3 protein-coding genes (1 of these 3 running past the window's edge) are annotated in these 19,884 nt (G+C 69.7%); all 3 read left to right on the forward strand.

Translation table 11 applies throughout. The features are described from left to right. A protein-coding gene (locus HH308_RS13635; protein ID WP_170194755.1) for a non-ribosomal peptide synthase/polyketide synthase crosses the window boundary here: on the forward strand, positions 1–14,838 show its 3' portion. Its footprint begins 13,329 nt before the window's first position; the window shows 14,838 of its 28,167 coding nt (coding positions 13,330–28,167); its start codon lies off the left edge, out of view; it ends in the stop codon at positions 14,836–14,838. 108 nt (positions 14,839–14,946) lie between these two features. After that, positions 14,947–15,375, forward strand: coding sequence for an aspartate 1-decarboxylase (panD, locus tag HH308_RS13640; RefSeq protein ID WP_170194756.1), 429 nt, complete (start codon positions 14,947–14,949; stop codon positions 15,373–15,375). An 864-nt stretch (positions 15,376–16,239) separates the two neighbouring features. Further along, positions 16,240–19,884, forward strand: a 3,645-nt coding sequence (locus tag HH308_RS13645) for a non-ribosomal peptide synthetase (protein ID WP_170194757.1), incomplete at its 3' end; no start/stop codon positions are given.

Consider the following 19,884-nt stretch of genomic DNA (forward strand, 5'->3'; position numbering starts at 1 on the left):
GTACTCCTTGCGCCGACGGTGCGCGGCCTCGCCGATCGACTGGCCACCGCGCGCCCGGCGCTGCCACCGGTGACCGCGGGCGACCGTCCGCAGGAGCTGCCGCTCGGGTTCGCGCAGCAGCGGATGTGGTTCATCAACCAGTACGACACTGCACCGGCGACCTACAACATCCCGCTGCTGCTGGAACTCGGTGGTCACGTCGACCTCGGCGCACTGCGCGCGGCGCTGGCCGCGGTGGTCGTCCGCCACGAGGTGCTGCGAACCGTCTTCCCCGCCACCGACGGGGTACCGCGGCAGGAGATCATCGCGCCGGATACGGCTGCGGCACAACTCGATTGGGCGCTCGTACCGGACGAGGCCGCGCTGTACGACTCGGTGCGGACCGGATTCGACGTGACGGTCGCACCTCCGCTGCGGGCCCGCATCGCGACGCGCGAGGACGGCGGCCACCTGTTCGTCCTGACAATGCACCACATCATCGTCGACGGGCAGTCGCTGCCGATTCTCGCCGCCGAACTGCTCGCGGACTACGCGTCTCTCGTCGACGCGGACCTCCCGGCCGCGGCGGGGATGTCAGAGGCGGGGATGATCGAGGTCGAGACGCCCGGCTACGCCGACTTCGCGCTGTGGCAGCACCGAGTGCTCGGCGGCGCGGAGGAGAGCTCATCGATCGCCGCTGCGCAATTGTCTTACTGGGCAACCCAACTCGCCGGTGTGCCCGACCTGCTGCGGCTGCCGGCCGACCGGCCGCGGCCCGTGGTCGCATCGGGACGCGGCGCCGTCGCCCGATTCGAAATCGACGCGTCGACGGCCGGGGCAGTCGCCGCCTACGCGCGTGCACACGCCGTCACCGAGTTCATGGTGTTGCACGCAGCGCTCACCGTGGTGCTCGCCCGGCTGTCGGGGACCGACGACATCGCCGTCGCGACGCCGATCAGCGGCCGGGACCGCGCCGGCATGAGCGGCGTCATCGGAATGTTCGTCAACACGCTCATCCTGCGGGCGGGCTACCGGGCCGAGGCGACCTTCGATGCGATGGTGCAGGCCTGCCGACGCGTCGACGCCGACGCCTTCGCACATGCCGACGTGCCGTTCGAGGTCGTCGTCGACGCGGTGTCACCGACGAGGTCGTCCGCGTTCGCACCGCTGGCGCAGGTCATGCTCAGCGTCGAGCGGGAATCGGATGGCTCACCGTGGCACCGTGACTCGACGATCGAGCAGGCCGGCATGACCGTCGCGCCCGTGATGCGCACCGATGTTCCCGCCCAATTCGATCTTAGCCTGGGCGTCACCGTCGAGGCACCCGGGCGGCCGTGGACCGCGGAGGTCGTCTACGCCACCGACCTGTTCGACGAGATCACCGTCGCCGAATTCGGGCGGCGATTAACGCAGATCCTCGCTGCGGGCGTGATCGACGACGCTCAACCGGTGGGCGCTCTTCGGTTGGTGTCCCCGGCAGAGCTGGCCCGGGTCGACGAATTCGCCCGCGGGCCGCGCCGCGCGGCCACCGGAGTCCGCTTCGCCGACACCGTCGCATCCGGTTATGCCCGCTTCCCGGACGCCGTCGCAATGATCGGCGACGAGATACTGACCTTCGCCGAATTCGGCGCCCGGGTGTTCCGGCTCGGCCGACGATTGATCGGCCTCGGTGTCGGTCCGAATGTCGCTGTGGGCGTGTGTATCCCGCGATCGATCGACCTGGTGACCGCGATCCACGCGATTGTCGCCGCGGGCGGGCAGTACGTGCCGTTCGATCCGGCTACGCCGCCCGCGCGCGCCGGGGCGATGATGTCGGCGGTCGATCTTGCGGTGGTGCTGACCGTCGATGCGACGGCGTCGAGTGCCACCGCCGAGACCGCGTCGTCGTCCGGCCGTCTCGTGGTGAATGTGGCCGACGGGATGCACGCCGATCTCGCGAGCCACCCGATCGCCGATGGTGAGCGGCTGCGACCACTGCGCACCGACGACGCGGCCTACACGTTGTTCACCTCCGGTTCCACCGGAATCCCCAAGGGCGTCACCGTCACCGGGCGCGCGATCGGCAACCGGCTGGACTGGATGCAGCACGACTATCCGTTGACGCCCGACGACGCCGTGCTGCAGAAGACGCCGGTCACCTTCGACGTATCCGTGTGGGAGTTGTTCTGGCCGGCCGTCGTCGGCGCCCGCACCGTCGTCGCCGCGGACGGGCGGCACGGTGATCCGCAGTACCTCGCCGGGCTCATCGAGGCCGAGCGGGTGAGCGTGATGCACTTCGTGCCATCGATGCTGGCGGCGTTCGTCGATGTGCTGCCGGTCGCGCGGCTCGCCGAACTCGTCAGCCTCCGTACCGTTTTCGCCTCCGGGGAAGCACTCGTCGCGGGACCGGTCCGGGCGTTGCGGGCCGCGCTGCCCGACCTGCGCGTGGTCAACCTGTATGGACCGACCGAGGCGGCCGTCGACGTCACCGCCTACGACGTGATCGGCAGCGAAACGGACATACCGATCGGGATGCCGGTCGCCAACACCGACGTAGCCGTGCTCGACGCGCGGCTGCAGCGGGTACCCGTCGGGGTACCCGGCGAGCTGTATCTCGCCGGCGTGCAGCTCGCGCGCGGCTACGCGGGTGCGCCCGCGCTCACGTCGGAGCGGTTCGTCGCCGACCCGTACGGACGGGGCGCCCGCCTCTACCGCACCGGGGACCTGGTGCGGTTCACCCGTTCCGGTCAGCTGGAGTACCTGGGCCGCACCGACTTTCAAGTCAAACTCCGCGGACAGCGACTGGAACTGGGGGAGATCGAAGCGGTACTCGCATCGGTACCCGGCGTCGTTCATGTGGCTGCGGCGCTGGCGGGCTCCGGCGGCGCGGCGCGGCTGGTGGCCTACGTCAGCCCTCGCGACGTCGACCCGCGCGCACTGGACGCCGCGGCCCGTGCGGCGCTGTCGGAGTATCAACGGCCGACCCAATGGATCCTGCTCGACGCCCTCGCCCTGAACTCGGCGGGCAAGATCGACCGCCGGGCGCTGCCGACCGCCGAGCCGGCGGGGCCCGCACCAATTACGTTGGCGCGCAACGAGACCGAGCGACACATCGCGGACGTCTTCGCGGCGGTGCTGGGCGTCGACGACGTGTCGGTGACGGAATCCTTCTTCGATCTCGGCGGCAATTCGTTGTCCGCGACCCGGGTCGCGGCCCGCGTGAGCGAGCGCCTCGGCAGACATATCGGCATTCGCGACGTCTTCGCGGCGCCGTCGGTGCGTGCCCTCGCGCTCGTCGGCGGCGGCGCGGCGCGCGGCCGGTTGACGCGAATGTCACCTCGCCCGGGGCATATTCCGCTGTCGTTGGCGCAGCAACGCATCTGGTTCCTGAACCGCTTCGAGCCGGCGTCGGGCGCGTACAACATCCCCGTCCTGCTCCGGATACGCCGCCGGATCGACGTCGGCGCACTGCGGGCCGCGCTACTCGACGTCGTCGGGCGGCACGAGATCCTGCGCACCACCATCAGCGAGATCGACGGTGTCGCAGCGCAAGTCGTGCATGGCGTCGATGCGGTGGACGATCGCCTGGACTGGCTGCCGGTCACCGACGCCGACGGTGTGCACGACGCGGTGGCCGCCGGTTTCGATCTCAGCGCGGACCTGCCGATCCGGGTGCGGTTGTGGTCGTCGGAGTCGAGCGAGCATCTGCTGGCGATCGTCGTGCATCACGCGGCGGCGGATGGCCAGTCGGTGCCGATCTTGGTCGGCGAGCTGCTCGCGGCGTATGACGCCCGCCGCGCCGGACAGGTCCCGCAGTGGTCACCGCTAGAGATTCAGTTCGCCGACTTCGCCCTATGGCAGGCCGCCGAATTGGGCTCCGTCACCGACGAGACCTCCGAGCTGGGCAGGCAGAAGAGTTACTGGACAAGGCAATTGGCCGGTCTGCCGGCCGTGTTGGAGCTGCCCGCGGATCGCCGTCGGCCGACGATCGCGTCCGGTGCGGCGGACCTCGTCCGCTTCGAGATCCCGGCCGATGTGGCGCAGGCGGTGTCGTCGCTGGCCGTCGAGGCGGGCGTGACGGTGTTCATGGTGCTGCACACCGCGCTGGCGGCGTTGCTCGCGCGGTTGTCCGGGACCTCGGACATCGCGGTGGCGACGCCGGTCGGCGGCCGCGACGCGGTCGCGGTCGAGGCACTCGTGGGCATGTTCGTCAACACTGTGGTGCTGCGCGTGCCGGTCGACGCCGCGGCGAGCTTCCGCGAGCTGCTCGACACCGTCGCGAGAATCGACGTCGACGCGTTCGCCCACGCCGACATCCCGTTCGAAATGATCGTCGAAGCGCTCGCACCCGTGCGGTCGGAGGCCTTCGCGCCGCTCGCGCAGGTGATGCTCACCGTCGACGATGTGCGCGACCAGCCGTCGTACGGAACCGATTTCACGCCGGTGGAGCCGGCGGAGCACTACGCCAAGGTGGACCTGACCGTGGGTGTCACCGTCGGTCCGGCGGGCGAAGCCTGGAGTGTGTCGCTCCTCTACGCGACGGACCTGTTCGATCGGGCGCGGGCGCGGCGCACCGCCGAGCAGTTCGTGCGCGTGCTCGCCGCCGTTGACCGCGCGCGTCCGCTCGGTGACGTCACGATCCTCAGTGAAGTTGAGCGCCAACGGATCACCGATGTGTCGTGGGGTGAGCCGCTGGCGATCGAAGGTACGGTCGCCGACGCCGTCACGCGGCAGGCGGTGGCGACGCCGTCGGCGATCGCGGTCATCGTGGGCGATTTGTCATGGACGTACCGGGAGTTCGCCGCGCGGGTGGCGAGCCTGGCCCGCACGCTCATCGTCGCCGGCGTCGGACCGGAAGTGGTTGTGGCGGTGTGCATGCCGCGCTCGGCCGAACTGGTGCTGGCGGTGCACGCGGTGGTCGCCGCGGGGGGCCAGTACGTACCCGTCGACGTCACGGCGCCCCCGCAGCGGGCCGCGCACATCCTCGACACCGCTCGCCCCGCATTGATCCTCGTCGCATCCGACGCCGACGCATCAGTGTGGGCGAACAGTGTTGCGGGGCAGAGGATTACAGTCCTGACCGTCACCGCCGGCGATCCGGTCGAGCCCGACGAACCCCCGATCACCGATGCCGAACGGATCGCTCCGTTGCGACCCGATCACGCGATGTACACGCTGTTCACCTCCGGGTCGACGGGTCTGCCGAAGGGCGTGACGGTCAGCCACCGCGCCGTGCGCAACCGCCTCGCCTGGGCGCAGACCGCGTATCCGTGGACCCCGAACGACCGGGTGATCTTCAAGACGCCGCACACCTTCGACGTGTCCGTGCCCGAGTTGTTCGGGGTGCTCGGCAGCGGCGCCCGGCTGATCGTCGCCGAACCCGACGGCCACCGCGATCCGGTGTACCTGGCCGAACTCGTCGGTTCGACTGGTGCGACATCCATCCACTTCGTTCCATCGATGCTGTCGGCGTTCGGCGACGTCGTCGGCGAGTCGGGCGAGGCGGTCCGGGCGCGGTTGGCCACGCTGCGTTACCTGTTCGCCTCGGGCGAAGCGCTGCCGGAAGCCGTTGTCGCACAGGCGCGGGAGTTGTTGCCGAGCGCGCGGATCGTCAACCTGTACGGACCGACCGAAGCGGCGGTGGAGGTCGCACACGCCGACGTCACCGACACCGTCGGCACGGTGCCGATCGGAACGCCCACCGCCAACACCGGCCTGGTCATCCTCGATGCCCGGCTGCATGCCGTCCCCGACGGTGTTCCCGGCGAACTCTATTTGGCCGGAACGCAATTGGCGCGCGGTTACCTCAATGCCGCTCGTCTGACCGCCGAGCGGTTCGTCGCCGACCCGTTCGGCGGCGGTCGGCGGCTCTACCGCACCGGCGACCTCGTCCGGCGCCGGTCCGACGGTGCGGTCGACTACCTCGGCCGGACCGACTTCCAGATCAAGATCGGCGGGCAGCGGATCGAACTCGGCGAGATCGAAGCGGTGCTCGCCGGTGTACCCGGCGTCGTGCACGCGGCCGTGACCGCCCATGAGGATGCCGGTGGCGCAACGCGGCTGGCCGCCTACGTGGCGCCGGCATCGGTGCACCGCGATGTCCTCGCCTCGGCCGTCGCGTCGGCATTGCCGCCGTATATGCGCCCGACGGTGTGGATGGCGCTGGACGATCTACCACGCAACTCGGCGGGCAAGCTGGACCGGAACGCGCTGCCGCAACCGGTACCGACGGCAACCGAGCACATCGCACCCGCGACCGACGACGAGCGGGCGATCGCAGCGATCGTCGCGGACATCCTCGGTGCCGGCGACGTCGGCGTGACCGACGACTTCTTCGACGTCGGCGGCACCTCGCTGTCGGCGATGCGGGTGGCCGCCCGGGTGTCGTCGGCGACCGGCCGGCGAGTGACGGTCCGCGACGTCTTCACCCGCCCGACGATCCGGGAACTCGCCGCCGGGCTGAGCGCGACACCGTGGCTGCCGATGAGGCGGAGAATGCCACGGCCGCAACGTATTCCGCTGTCCGGAGCGCAGCGGCGGATCTGGTTCATCAACCAGTTCGACGTGACCGCGGCGGCATACAACATCGCGCTCCGGCTGCGAATGAGCGGCGCCGTCGACGTTGCGGCGCTGCGTGCGGCGTTGAGCGACGTCGTCGAGCGACACGAGGTACTGCGGACCATCTATCCCGCCGACGGGCAGGGCCCGCGGCAGGAGATCCTCGACACGACCGCGGTGCCTTGGTACGACGCCAACGGTCCGCAAGCGCTCGCGGCCGGTGCGTCGACCGGCTTCGACCTCACCGTCGACGTGCCCCTTCGGGCCCACTGGTACGCCGGCGACGGCACCACCGAGCTCGCAATCATCCTGCACCACATCGCATTCGACGGTCAGTCGGCGCGACCGTTCCTCGCCGACCTGATCGACGCTTATGCGGCGCGGTCGGCGGGGCGTGCACCGACTCCGCCGGAGTTGCCGGTGGGTTACGCCGATTACGCCATCTGGCAGGCCGAGACCGGGGGCGTCGACGCCGACCTCGACTACTGGACGACGCAGCTGCGGGCACTGCCTGAGCTCACCGAATTGCCCGCCGACCGGCCCCGCGCGGCCGTCGCGAGCCCCGAGTCGGCCAGGTACCGGATATCGCTCGACGCCGAATCAGCCGGCGCGGTAGCGCAATTCGCGCGGGCCCGAGCGGCGACGCCGTTCATGATCCACCACGCCGCCCTCGCCGTCGTGATCGCCCGGCTCGCGGTCACCGACGACGTCGTGATCGGAACGCCGATCGCGGGACGCAGCGACGCCCAGCTCGACGGGTTGGTCGGCATGTTCGTGAACACACTCGTCCTGCGGGTCGCGGTGCCGGGCGCGTTGTCGATCGCCGGATTGGTCGACGCCGTGCGCCGAACGGACCTCGACGCGTTCGCGCACGCCGGCGTCGAATTCGGCGAGCTGGTCGATGCGCTTGCGCCACAACGTGATCCGGGACATGCTCCGCTGTTCCAGATCGCCTTGACCTACGACGAGGCGGCCCCCGGGGCGTCGGCGACGGTGCAGTCGGTCGGCGGGGTAACCATCGAAGTCCTCGACACCGACGTCGCGCAGGCCAAGGTCGATCTGACCGTGTCCGTCGTGGACGCCGGGGCGGCTGGTGGTGCTGTCGTCGACTTCACTTATGCGACAGCACTTTTCGACGAGTCGACGATCGTCGCGCTCGCTTCGGTCTATCGCCGGGTGTTGGCGGCGATCGTCGACGACGACTCCCGCGCGGTTGGAGATATCGACCTGCTCGGCGCCGCGGCGGCCGATGACGAGTTGTCCGCGGCTCCCGCGACTCCGGCGACGCTGCCGCAGATCCTGCGGGCGCGGCGGGCAGAGCCCGATCGACCGGCGTTGGTCGGACCGACCGGTGCGATCAGCTACCGCGACTTCGAGGATCGGACCGCCACGATCGCCCGCGCCCTCACCGCCCGGGGGCTGGGCCCCGGCGACATCGTCGCCGTCTGCATCGAGCGGTCCGTCGACGCCGTGCTGGCCTGGTGGGGCGTCGTCACATCGGGCGCGGGATATCTGGCGATCGACCCGGCGCACCCCGCCGAACGTATCGCCTACCTGCTCAGCGAATCCGGTGCGCGCGTGGCGATCTCATCGACCGGCGGGCCGGCGGCCGATCATCCGGCGGTGAGCTGGGTGGACCTGCGCGACCTCGATACCGGCAGCAGTGCCGTCGTCGGAACCGGTGAGCGCGCGCGGGCGCCGCGCCTGGACGACGTCGCATACCTGATCTATACGTCGGGTTCCACCGGACGGCCCAAACCGGTCGCGGTGACCCATCGCGGAATCGCCGATCTCGTTGCCGCTCAACGTGTGCTGACGTCGGGGACCGGGGCCGCCACGATCCTGCACGTCGCGTCGCCGAGCTTCGACGCGGCGTTCTTCGAGACCCTGTGGGCGATCGGCGGTGGCCATACCCTCGCCGTCGCCCCGCCCGACGCGTACGCGGGCGACGCGCTCGAGGCGGTCATCGCATCGACCGGCGTGACCCACCTCGTCCTCACGCCGTCGGTGCTGGCCACCATCGATCCTGCCGCGGTGCCGTCGGTGCGGCTGGTCGCCACCGCCGGCGAAGCGTGCCCGCCGGAACTGGTGACTCGATGGGCGGCGCCGGGCCGACGGATGCGCAATCTCTACGGACCGTCGGAGACGACCGTGTGGGCCAGCAGCGGTGAGCTGATGGCCGGGCGGCCGGTGACCATCGGCCGCCCGATCGCCGGCGTCACCGCGCACGTTCTCGACGCGCGCCTGCATCGGGTGCCGCCGGGCGTGGTCGGCGAACTGTACCTCGCCGGCGCCGGCGTCGCGCTCGGCTACCTGAACCGCCCCGCAATGTCAGCGACGAGTTTCGTCGCGGATCCATTCGCCGGCTCCGGCGCTCGGATGTATCGGACCGGTGATCTGGTGCGGTCGTCGGCCGACGGCGAGCTGATCTTCGCGGGACGCTCGGACTTCCAGGTCAAGATCCGCGGGCAGCGCGTCGAACTCGACGAGATCGCGGCCGCGTTCACCGCACAGCCGGAGATCGAGCAGGCGGTGGTGGTGGGCGACACCGACACCGCGGGTCGGACACGACTGGTGGCATACCTGGTCGGCGGCGAACTCGACGTCGACGCCGTCACGTCGCGGGTGGAGCGGATCCTCCCGGCACACATGATTCCGCAGCGGTTGATCGTCATCGAGGAGTTGCCGCTGACATCCGTCGGCAAACTCGACCGCGCGGCGCTGCCCGCCCCGCCCGACGAGCCGATGGTCGTCGTCGCGCCCGCGACGGTTGTCGAACAACGCCTGGCCGACATCGTCTCGGCGCTGCTGGGGGTGGCGTCGGTCAGTGTGGTCGAGTCGTTCTTCGCCCTCGGCGGTGACTCGATCATGGCGATCGGCATGTCGTCGGCGGCACGCGCCGCGGGACTGCCGATCCGGCCGCGAGACATCTTCGAGCACAAGACGATTCGCGCCCTCGCCCGAGTCGCGGCCGACCTCACCGATACCGCCGCACTCGCCGAGCCGCCCGGTGGCGCGATCGGCCGGATCCCGGTGCCGCCGATCCTGCGGTGGTTGCGCGAGCACAGCGCAGGCGCATCGGATTACGCCGACTTCTCCCAGTCGACGGTGCTCGACGTGCCCGCCTCGCTGACCGGCGATGTTCTCGCGGTCCTGCTCGAAGCGCTGACGCTGGCCCACCCGATGCTCACGGCGCAGGTGGTCGACGCCGACGGCGACGTGGCGGTGCGGACCACCGGACAGACACCGGCCGGGTCACTCCTATCGCCGCAGTTGGACATCGAATCATCGGTCGGTACAACCGAATTCGACGACGCCGTGGTGCGCATGCACGCTCAGCTGCTGGCCGGCCTCGATCCCGCGGCCGGGATCCTGCTACGGGCCGGGCTGGTCGTCGGCGCCGACGGGCAGCGCGTCGTACTCGCCGTGCACCATCTGGCCGTCGACGTGGTCTCCTGGCCGACCATCGTCGAAGACCTGGCCACCGCATGGGATGCGTTGGCGCACAATCGATCACTGTCATTGCGCCCGGAGGTGACGTCGGCGCGGGCATGGTTCTCGGCGGTGCGCGCCGATGCCGGGGAGCGCGAGTTCTGGCTGGCCCGACTGCCGCAGCGGCGCGACCGCCTCGCCGCCGGTTTCGATCCGCGCCGCGACGTGCTGTCGACGTCGCAGTCCGTGGTTCACCGGATCACCACCCGGACGGCCGAGGTGGTGCTGTCGCGGGCCGCGGATGCGTTCGGCGGCAACATCAACGACGTGCTGCTCGGCGCGCTGGCCCGGGCCCTGCACGGGTCCCGCGATGCGGGCGGCGATGTCGCGGACCGCCCGGTGGCGATCATGGTCGAGACACACGGCCGCGACGACGAGGCGGTGCCGGACGGAGCGCGCGCCGACCTGTCGCGCACGGTCGGCTGGTTCACCGCGATCATGCCGCTGGCGATCGACCCGGGCGCCGACGTCGTGCACGCGGTCAAAGCGGCGAAGGAAGAGCGGCTCGCGCTGCCGCGCAAGGGAACGGGCTTCGCGGCGCTGCGCTACGGCGTCGACGGTACCGGACTGGACGAGACGATCGCGGCGCGGCCGCTGCCCGCCGTCGGCTTCAACTATCTGGGCCGGGTGGGAGCGGGGCCGCCACGCCGGCGCATGGCTGACGACGACGGGCTGATGGTCGCGGCCGACGCGCCCCGCCTGTCGAGTTCGGTGCGCGGCTCGATGGCATTGCCGAATGCGGTGAGCGTCAACGTCGCCGCGATCCACGACGGCGATCGGCGGACCCTCACGGCTGACTTCACCTTCGCCGGCCGCGTCGTCGACCCGCGCACCGTGGCGAGTATCGCGCGACGCTGGGAAGTCGAGCTCGACGCCGTGGCCGCCGCCGTAGAGGCGGGCGGAGTCGGGGCGTCGCCGTCGGATCTGCCCGGAACCGACGTCACGCAAGCGGACCTGGACCGGCTCGCGGTGCGTTTCCCCGGCGCGGATCTGTGGCCGGTGACACCTCTGCAGCGGGGGCTGATGTTCCTGGCCGAGCTGGCCCGCGACGGCGACGCGCTGGACACCTATGTGACCCAGGCGATCATCGAATTCGCGTCGGTCGATTCAACGCGGTTGCGTTGGGCCGCAGCACAATTGCTGGCGACTCACCGGGTGCTGCGGTCGGCTTATGTCCGGGTGGCCGCGGGTGGAGTCGTCGGTGTCGTCCCCGCCGACGTCGACCTGCCGTGGACCGAGATCGACCTCGACTCGATGGGCGACGCGGCCGGCCGTGCCGCCATCGACCGGATCGCCGCCGAGGAGTCGGCGCGCCCATTCGTCCTGGACCGGCCACCGCTCGTGCGATTCATCCTTGTGCGGCACGAGGATTCGGCGACGCTCATCGTCACCAACCACCACATCCTGTTCGACGGGTGGTCGGGGCCGGTGGTGCTCGCGGATCTGCTGGCGCTGTACGCAACCGGTTCGGGCTATCCGCGGCAAGAGAGTTCCCTCGATTTCGGCGATCACGTCCGGGCGCTCGCACAGGCGGACGGAAACGGCGCGCTCGACGCGTGGCGGCCGGTGCTCGCACCGCTGAGCGGGCCGACATTGGTGGCACCCGGTGTGCAACCGCGCGCCGACGCGCGACCCCGCGACTTCGTCACGCGGGTGCCCGGCGAGCTCGTCGCCACGCTCACCGCGGTTGCGCGGCGCACCGACGTCACCCTCGCCGTCATCGTTCAATTCGCCTGGGCCGCATTGCTTTCCAAGATCACCGGGAACCGGGTGGTCGCCTTCGGCGAAACCGTCTCCGGGCGTCCGCACGACCTGCCCGGGGCGGATCACCTGGTGGGCCTGTTCATCAACACCCTGCCGGTGGTCGTCGATCTCGACGCGGCCGCACGCGTCGACGAAGTACTGCGCCGGATCCAGGCCGACCACACGCGCGTGATGACCCACCAGCACGTCGCGCTGCCCGAGTTGGCGCGGCTGGCCGGAATGCCTGCGATATTCGACACCCTGACCGTGCACGAGTCATACCCGATCAACACCGAGTCGCTGACCGTCGTCGGCGCCGACGCGGGCGGCTTGCGGGTCACCGGCGTCCGCGCGTCCGACGCGACCCACTACCCGCTCAACCTGAGTACCGCGCCGATGGGCGACGAGCTCGGACTGACCCTGAAGTACCTGCCGAATGCGTTCGGCGACACACAGATCGAGGTATTCGCCGAGATCTTGACGGCACTGCTCGAACAGGTCGCCGCGAACCCGGAGGGCCGCGTCGAAGACCTGGACCCGCTGCCGCCGGCGCGGCGAACCGACGTCGAGGCGTGGTCCACCGGAGACGTCGTCGACGGTCGACTCGACCTCGTCGCCGATGCGATGGCCCGCGCCGCGGCGTCGAATCCGACGGCACCGGCGTTGATCGCCGACGGGGAAACCATCACCTACCGGCAGTTCAGTGCGCGCGTCGAGGCGCTCGCCGACCGGCTGGCTCGTCTCGGGGTCGGCCCCGACGTCGCGGTGGCGCTGTGCCTGCCCCGCTCGGCGGACATGGTCGTCGCAGTTCACGCCGTCCTCGCCGCCGGCGGTCAGTACGTGCCCATCGACCCTGCCGCCCCGGTCGACCGAGTGGACTACATGCTGGCCACCGTCGACGCGAAAATCGTTGTCGCCTCACCGGATTCGGCAGTCGCGGCGACCGTCGCCGGCCGGGGACGCACCGTCGTCGGCGTCGTCGGCGACGATGCGCCACCGCGTCCCCGCCCGCGGATCAGGCCACAGCACGCCGCTTACACCATCTTCACCTCCGGATCCACCGGACGGCCGAAGGGAGTGACCGTCTCGCACGGTGCGATCGCGAATCGGCTGGCCTGGATGCAGGCCGACCATCCGATCTCGACGGCCGACGTGATCATGCAGAAGACGCCGTACACCTTCGATGTCTCCGTGTGGGAACTGCTGTGGCCGTTGATGATCGGCGCCCGACTGGTCGTCGCCGAGGCGGACCGGCACGGCGATCCGGACTACCTGGCCGATCTGATCGACGCCGAACGGGTGTCGGTGGTGCACTTCGTGCCGTCGATGCTGGCGACCTTCGCCGACGTCGTCGGGCAACGGCTGGCGAGTCTGGACTCGCTGCGGCTGATGTTCACCTCGGGCGAGGCACTGGTGCCCGCCGTCGCGGCGACCGTCCTCGGCGACGACCATGCGCCCGAACTGCATAATCTGTACGGGCCAACCGAGGCGGCCGTCGACGTCACCGCCTACCGCGTGAATCGGGGAGACACCGCGGTGCCGATCGGCGCACCGGTGCGCAACACTCGCGCGGTGATACTCGACGAGCGGCTGCGCAGGCTGCCCGCCGGGCTCCCGGGCGAGCTGTATCTCGGTGGCGTTCAAGTCGCGCGCGGCTACGCCGGGCAGCCGAGGTTGACTGCCGAGAGATTCGTACCCGATCCCGTCACCGGTGAACGCCTGTACCGGACCGGTGATCTGGTGCGGTGGCGGGCCGACGGGCAGATCGAGTACCTGGGGCGGACCGACTTCCAGGTGAAGCTGCGTGGTCAGCGGCTGGAATTGGGCGAAATCGAAGCGGCGATCGCCGCGGTGCCCGGCGTCGTGTCGGCGGCCGTCGACGTCGTCGGTGCGGGTGCCGACGCACGGCTGGTCGGGTACCTGTCCCCGGGCAACGTCGACGTCGAGCGGGTGAACGCGGTTCTGGCGGCGAAGCTGCCGGAGTTCATGCGGCCGACGACGTGGGTCGTGCTCGACGAACTGCCCGCGGGATCGTCGGGCAAGGTGGATCGCAAGGCACTTCCCGCACCGCAGCGCGCCGAGTCGACGTCGTCGGCGCAGCCGATCACCGCGGTCGAGCGACTGCTCGTCGAGGTCTTCGGCGAGGTGCTCGGCGTCGACGCAGGGGTCGAGGAGTCGTTCTTCGCGCTCGGCGGCAATTCGCTGTCGGCGGCGCGGGTCGTCGCCGCACTGCGCGCGCGCCACGTGAGTGTGCAGTTGCCGTGGCTGTTCGCCGACCCGACACCGCGCGGACTCGGCAGGCGGATCTCGGCCGACGCCGCCGTCGCCGATGCGGTGGTGATCACGCTGCGGTCCGACGGTTCGCGCAGTCCGCTGTGGTGCGTTCACCCCGCCGCGGGCCTCGCATGGTTCTACGGCGGGCTGGCGCCGCACGTCACCGACCGGCCGATCTACGGCCTGCAGGATCCATACGTGGTTCGCGGGGAGGATCGGCCCGGTTCGATCCACGCGGTGGCCGCCCGCTACATCGATGAGATGCGCGCCATCCAGCCCGACGGCCCGTACAACGTCCTCGGATGGTCGATCGGCGGCGTGATCGCGCAGGAGATCGCCGTGCAATTGCAGGCCGACGGCGAGGACGTCGGATACGTCGGCGTGCTGGACGCACCCGCAGTGCCGATCGACGCACCCGTCGAACGCGACTCGCGGCAACTCCTCGGCGGGCTGCGGGAACTCTTCAACTTGAGCGGCGACGTGCTCGATGATCGGCGCGACGTCGTCGCGGCGGTCGAGCGGCACATCGTCGAACTCGGTCTCGTCGGGGCCGCGCAGGCGAGACGAATCGTCGAGAATCTGACGACCGTGCCGCGCGGCGTGCGCGAACATCGTCCGTTGGTGTTCGACGGCGCCCTGCAGGTCTTCACCGCCGTCGCCGGCAAAGACGACCCGACCGCGATCGCTCGCGGCTGGGAACCGTTCGCGGGAGTCGTGCGCAACGTCGACGTCGACTCGACGCACGATGGATTGGCCGATCCGGCGGCCCTCGCGGTGATCGGCGACGCGGTTCAGGCGGCGTTGCAGGGGTGACTCCGGTCGCCGGTTCGGTCAAACGATGTACATCACTACCGGTAACGATTGAAGTGGTCGCGAACGATATGGATACTCGAGTGAGACCTTAGGAAGAGGACCCAGCCAATGTTGCGAACCATGATGACGTCGAAGATCCACCGGGCCACAGTGACCCAGGCGGACCTGCACTACGTGGGTTCGGTGACCATCGACCAGGACCTACTCGACGCCGCTGACCTGCTGGAAGGCGAACAGGTCACCATCGTCGACATCACCAACGGCGCACGGTTGGAGACCTACGCCATCGCCGGCGACCGGGGCACCGGCGTCATCGGCATCAACGGCGCGGCCGCACATCTGGTGCACCCCGGCGATCTCGTGATCATCATCGCCTACGGCATGCTGAACGAAGCCGAACTGCGCGAGTACGCGCCGCACGTCGTATTCGTCGACGCCGACAATCGCGTGCTCACCGAGGGCACCGACCCGGCCGACGTTCCCGAGGGGTCGGGTCTGCTCGATCCCCGGCATCCGGCGGCTCTGATCAGCGCCTGAAAGGCGAGCTTTCTTTCTGTTGTTTCAGTTACCTGTTGGTTGAGTGAGGCGTAGCCATCCTGCTGGTTGAGCTCGGCGCAAGGCATCCTGCTGGTACTGGCGAGGCGCATGCCATCCTGCTGTTTGAGTTCGGCGCGCCCATCCTGCCGGTTGAGCGAGGCGTAGCCGAGTCGAAACCCCGTTGGTGTGGTCGGCTTGCGGGGTTTCGACTCGGGCCTGCGCTAGCGCTTCGGCCCGGCTCAACCGGCGGGTTGGGGGCCTGCGCTCGCGCTTCGGCCCGGCTCAACCGGCGGGGGTTTGAGGCTCGGCGCAGCCATCCTGCCGGTTGAGCGAGGCGTAGCCGAGTCGAAACCCCGTTGGTGTGGTCGGCGTGCGGGGTTTCGACTCGGGCCTGCGCTGGCGCTTCGGCCCGACTCAACCGGCGGGTTGGGGGCCTGCGCTGGCGCTTCGGCCCGGCTCAACCGGCGGGATGGTTGAGCCTGCTCTCGTGCTCTCGTCTGCCTCTGTTCCGTCGCATGTCGTTGTGGGGCAGGGGTTTTGTCGATTGTTCTCCCGACTTGCGGTTTGTCCGTTTGGTACTGAGCATTCGATCAGATCTTGGTACGCTTGCGATCGTCGGCTGCGGCTCGGCCTGTCCGGCGACCTGAAGTAGAATCCAGCTGGGCGGGTGGCCGCTTGGGCCATGCGACGTTGCGTAGAAAATTTCGAGAGTGTGAGTGCAGTTCAGTGAATTTTGTTCGGGCATCAGATGACGTGGCGCCGGCGAGTTCTCCGACGCCGGTGGCTGCGGGGATCGCCGACCGCAGACCGGTACGTTCGCGGTGAATGTCGATGCTGCGATGAGCCGGCGCCGGAGAGGTCCTGGTGACTGACAGCTCTCTCTGGGGGGTTGACAACACCAAACGCCGTTCGATCGTCGGCGACTTCGCCGAAGTGGCGGATGCCTTTGCACGGACGTGGGGAGCGACTCCCTCGACGATCGACCTGCTGCACCTGGCCGCGGTCATCGAGCCCACCGCGATCGCGGTCGAGGGCTACAACGGCGGAGTCGCCTTCGACGCGTTGCACGCTCGGGCATCATTGCTCGCCGGAGTCCTCGAGCGCCAAGGACTGGACCGCGATGCGGCGGTCGGAGCCGCGTTGGCGCCGACCATCCGTCCCGGCACTCCACCCGCAGAGGTCGCCGCGGGCACCCGCGCCGCCGCCGACCGGGCTCGGGCGAGCGCCGTCGAAATAGCCGGAACCGTCGACTTCGGCTCACTGCCGGGAATCTTCCGGGCGAGCGCGCGCCTGTTCGGAAACCGAATCGCACTCACCGACACCAGCGGCGTCGAGCTCACCTATGCGCAGCTCGACGAGCGGTCGGACGACCTCGCCGCGGGATTGATCGCGCTCGGCGCGGGCCCGGAACGACTCGTCGGCGTCGCACTCCCGCGCGGCGTCGAACTGATCGTCGCACTGCTGGCCGTCGTCAAGACCGGCGCGGCATACCTACCGCTCGACCAGTCACATCCGAAACAACGACTCGCCGCGATCATCGCCGACGCCGACCCGGTGCTGATCCTGACCGACCATGCCACGATCGCCGCGTGGGCTGACGAGCCCGCCGCAAAGTTGGACACCGCAAAGATGGACACCGTCGAGGGCGTCGTCGCCGCCGGTGATCCGACCGCGCGTGCCCTGATCCCGGCCGAAGTCCATGGCGCGCATCCCGCGTACGTCATGTACACCTCCGGCTCGACGGGCAAGCCGAAAGGCGTGTCGGTTACCCATGCGGCCGTCGTGAGCCTGCTGTCGGCGATGGCCCGCGAATACGACTTCAGCGCCGACGACGTCTGGACCATGTTCCAGTCCTATGCGTTCGACGTCTCGGTGGGCGAGATCTGGGTCGCGCTCGCGTTCGGTGGACGGCTGGTGGTGCTCGACTATCTGACCACCAGAACGCCGGAACGCTTCGTCGACGTCCTCGCCGATCAGTCGGTCACCGTCGTCAATCTGACGCCGTCCGCCTTCTATCAACTCGCCGGTGCGGTGCGCTCACCCGACGGACCGCCGATGCCACCGTCGGTGCGGACGATGATCTTCGTGGGCGAGGCACTCGATTTCGACCAAGTGCGACGCTGGTTCGGCGATCGGCGGCGCCGGGGCGAGACCAGTCCGCAGCTGAACAACATGTACGGGCCGACCGAGGCGACCGTGTATCTGACCCGCCGCGAGCTCAGCGAGGGCTTCGTCGGGCAGACCCTCGCCAGCGACGCCGGACTGGCCCTGCCGGGATCGCGCATGTATGTCCTCGATCCGCAGTTGCGCCATCGCCCCGACGGCGTGCCCGGGGATCTCTACCTAGCCGGTGATCAACTCGCGCGCGGGTATCGAGGCGTCGGGCAGACGGTGACCCGGTTCGTCTCCGACCCGTTCGGTGAGCCGGGTGACCGGATGTATCGCACCGGCGACGTCGCGTTGCTGCGCAACGGCTGCCTGGAGTTCTTGGGCCGTGCCGACGACCAGGTGAAGCTGCGCGGCTACCGGATCGAGCTCGGCGACGTCGAAGCCGCGCTAGCGTCGGCACCAGGTGTCAGCGCCGCCGCCGCGGCGATCAAATCCCCTGCCGACAGCCCCGACCGGCTGATCGGCTACGTCGTCGGAGTACCCGGTGACGCCGCCCTCGATCCCCTCGACGTTCGCCGATGGGCGGCCACGCGAGTTCCCGACTACATGGTTCCCGACTTCGTCGTCGTGCTCGATCGATTGCCGCTCAACGTCAACGGCAAACTCGACCGTTCGGCACTGCCGGATGCGGTCGCCACTGCCACCGCGCAAGCGGTCGCGCCCCGATCCGACGTCGAGGAGACTCTCGCGGCGATCTTCGCCGACGTCCTGGGCCTAGACGAGATCAGTGTGGTGGAGTCCGTGTTCGACGTCGGCGGCAACTCGCTGCTGGCAGCCCGCATCGTGGCCCGCGCCTGCGACGAACTGGGAGTCGACCTGAATCTTCGCGACCTCTTCGAGGCCCCGACCGCGCGGCTGCTCGCTGAACGTGCAGGCCATGTCGGTGCGGGAATCGAGCCGATCAGTGTCGTCGTGCCGAGGCCGCATCGTATTCCGTTGTCGTTCGCCCAGCAGCGGATGTGGTTCATCAACCAGTTCGATCCGGACGACGCAGCGTACAACCTGCCGGTCGTCGTGCGGCTGACCGGAGATGTCGACGTCGCGGCGCTACGGTCAGCGGTGGCCGACGTGGTGGCGCGCCACGAGATTCTGCGGACGACGTTCCCGGCCGACGACGGTGTGCCGCATCAGGTCGTCGGTGCCGCGGAAGATGCCGGGGCACAACTGGATTGGGCGATCGTCGACTCCGCGGCTGAGCTGTTCGCACAGGTGCGCCGCGGCTTCGACGTGGGGGCGCAGTGGCCGGTGCGCGCGCGCCTCACCGGAGTCGACGGTGATGCCTGGCTGTTGGCTGTGGTGCTGCACCACATCGGTGCCGACGGACTGTCGCTGCGACCGTTGGTCGCCGACGTCGTCGCCGCATACGCGGCGCGGGCGGCAGGCAAGGCCCCGCAGTTCGCGCCGCTGCCGGTGCAGTTCGCTGATTTCGCGATGTGGCAACATCGGGTACTCGGCTCGCCTGCCGACGATGATTCCGTTGCGGGCCAACAGCTTTCGTTCTGGCGCCAGCGTCTCGCCGGGCTGCCGGAGGTGTTGGACCTGCCCGCCGATCGGCCGCGGCCACTTCTGGCGTCGCATCGCGGTGCCGCAGTCGAGTTCGACGTTGCGGCCGAAGTCGGTGACCGCGTCGCCCGGGTGGCGTCGGCCCACGGGGTGACGCCGTTCATGGTGGTGCACGCCGCATTGGCGGTGCTGCTGTCGCGGTTGAGCGCGACACGCGACATCGTGGTGGCCTCGCCGGTGGCCGGACGTGGTCAGGCGGTGCTGGAGCCGCTGGTCGGGATGTTCGTCAACACGCTGGTCTTGCGGACCGCGGTGGACCCGTCCGCGTCGTTCGCCGAGTTGCTGTCGGTAGTGCGCGGCGTCGATCTGGATGCGTTCGCGCACGCGGACGTGCCCTTCGAGGCGGTGGTCGAGTCGGTGGATCCGGTTCGGTCGCAGGCATTTTCGCCGTTGGCCCAGGTGATGTTGTCCTTCGATCCGGCCGGCTCCGTCGAGGACGTTGCCGTACCGGTGGCAGGCGTGACCTTCGCCCATGAGCCGGCCCCCGTTGCCGCGTCGCAGTGGGACCTGTCGTTCGTGTTGACCACCTCCGAGGCCGCGGCGTGGTCGGGCTCGCTCATCTACGCGACCGACCTGTTCGACGAGAAGACCGCTCGAACCACCGTGGATCGATTCGTCCGACTCATCGACGCACTGACGTCGCAACCGACCGCCGCGGTGGGTGCCGCGCAGTGGTTGACTCCGTCGGAACTCGCACACGCCGGATCGACCGGGCCGGTGGTCGCGGTGCCTGCGGTGACGCTTGCTGATTTGATCGGTGGGGTGGGGCGTGGTGAT

Origin of the sequence: Gordonia asplenii, assembly GCF_012933505.1 — a bacterium.
Classification (GTDB): Bacteria; Actinomycetota; Actinomycetes; order Mycobacteriales; family Mycobacteriaceae; genus Gordonia; species Gordonia asplenii.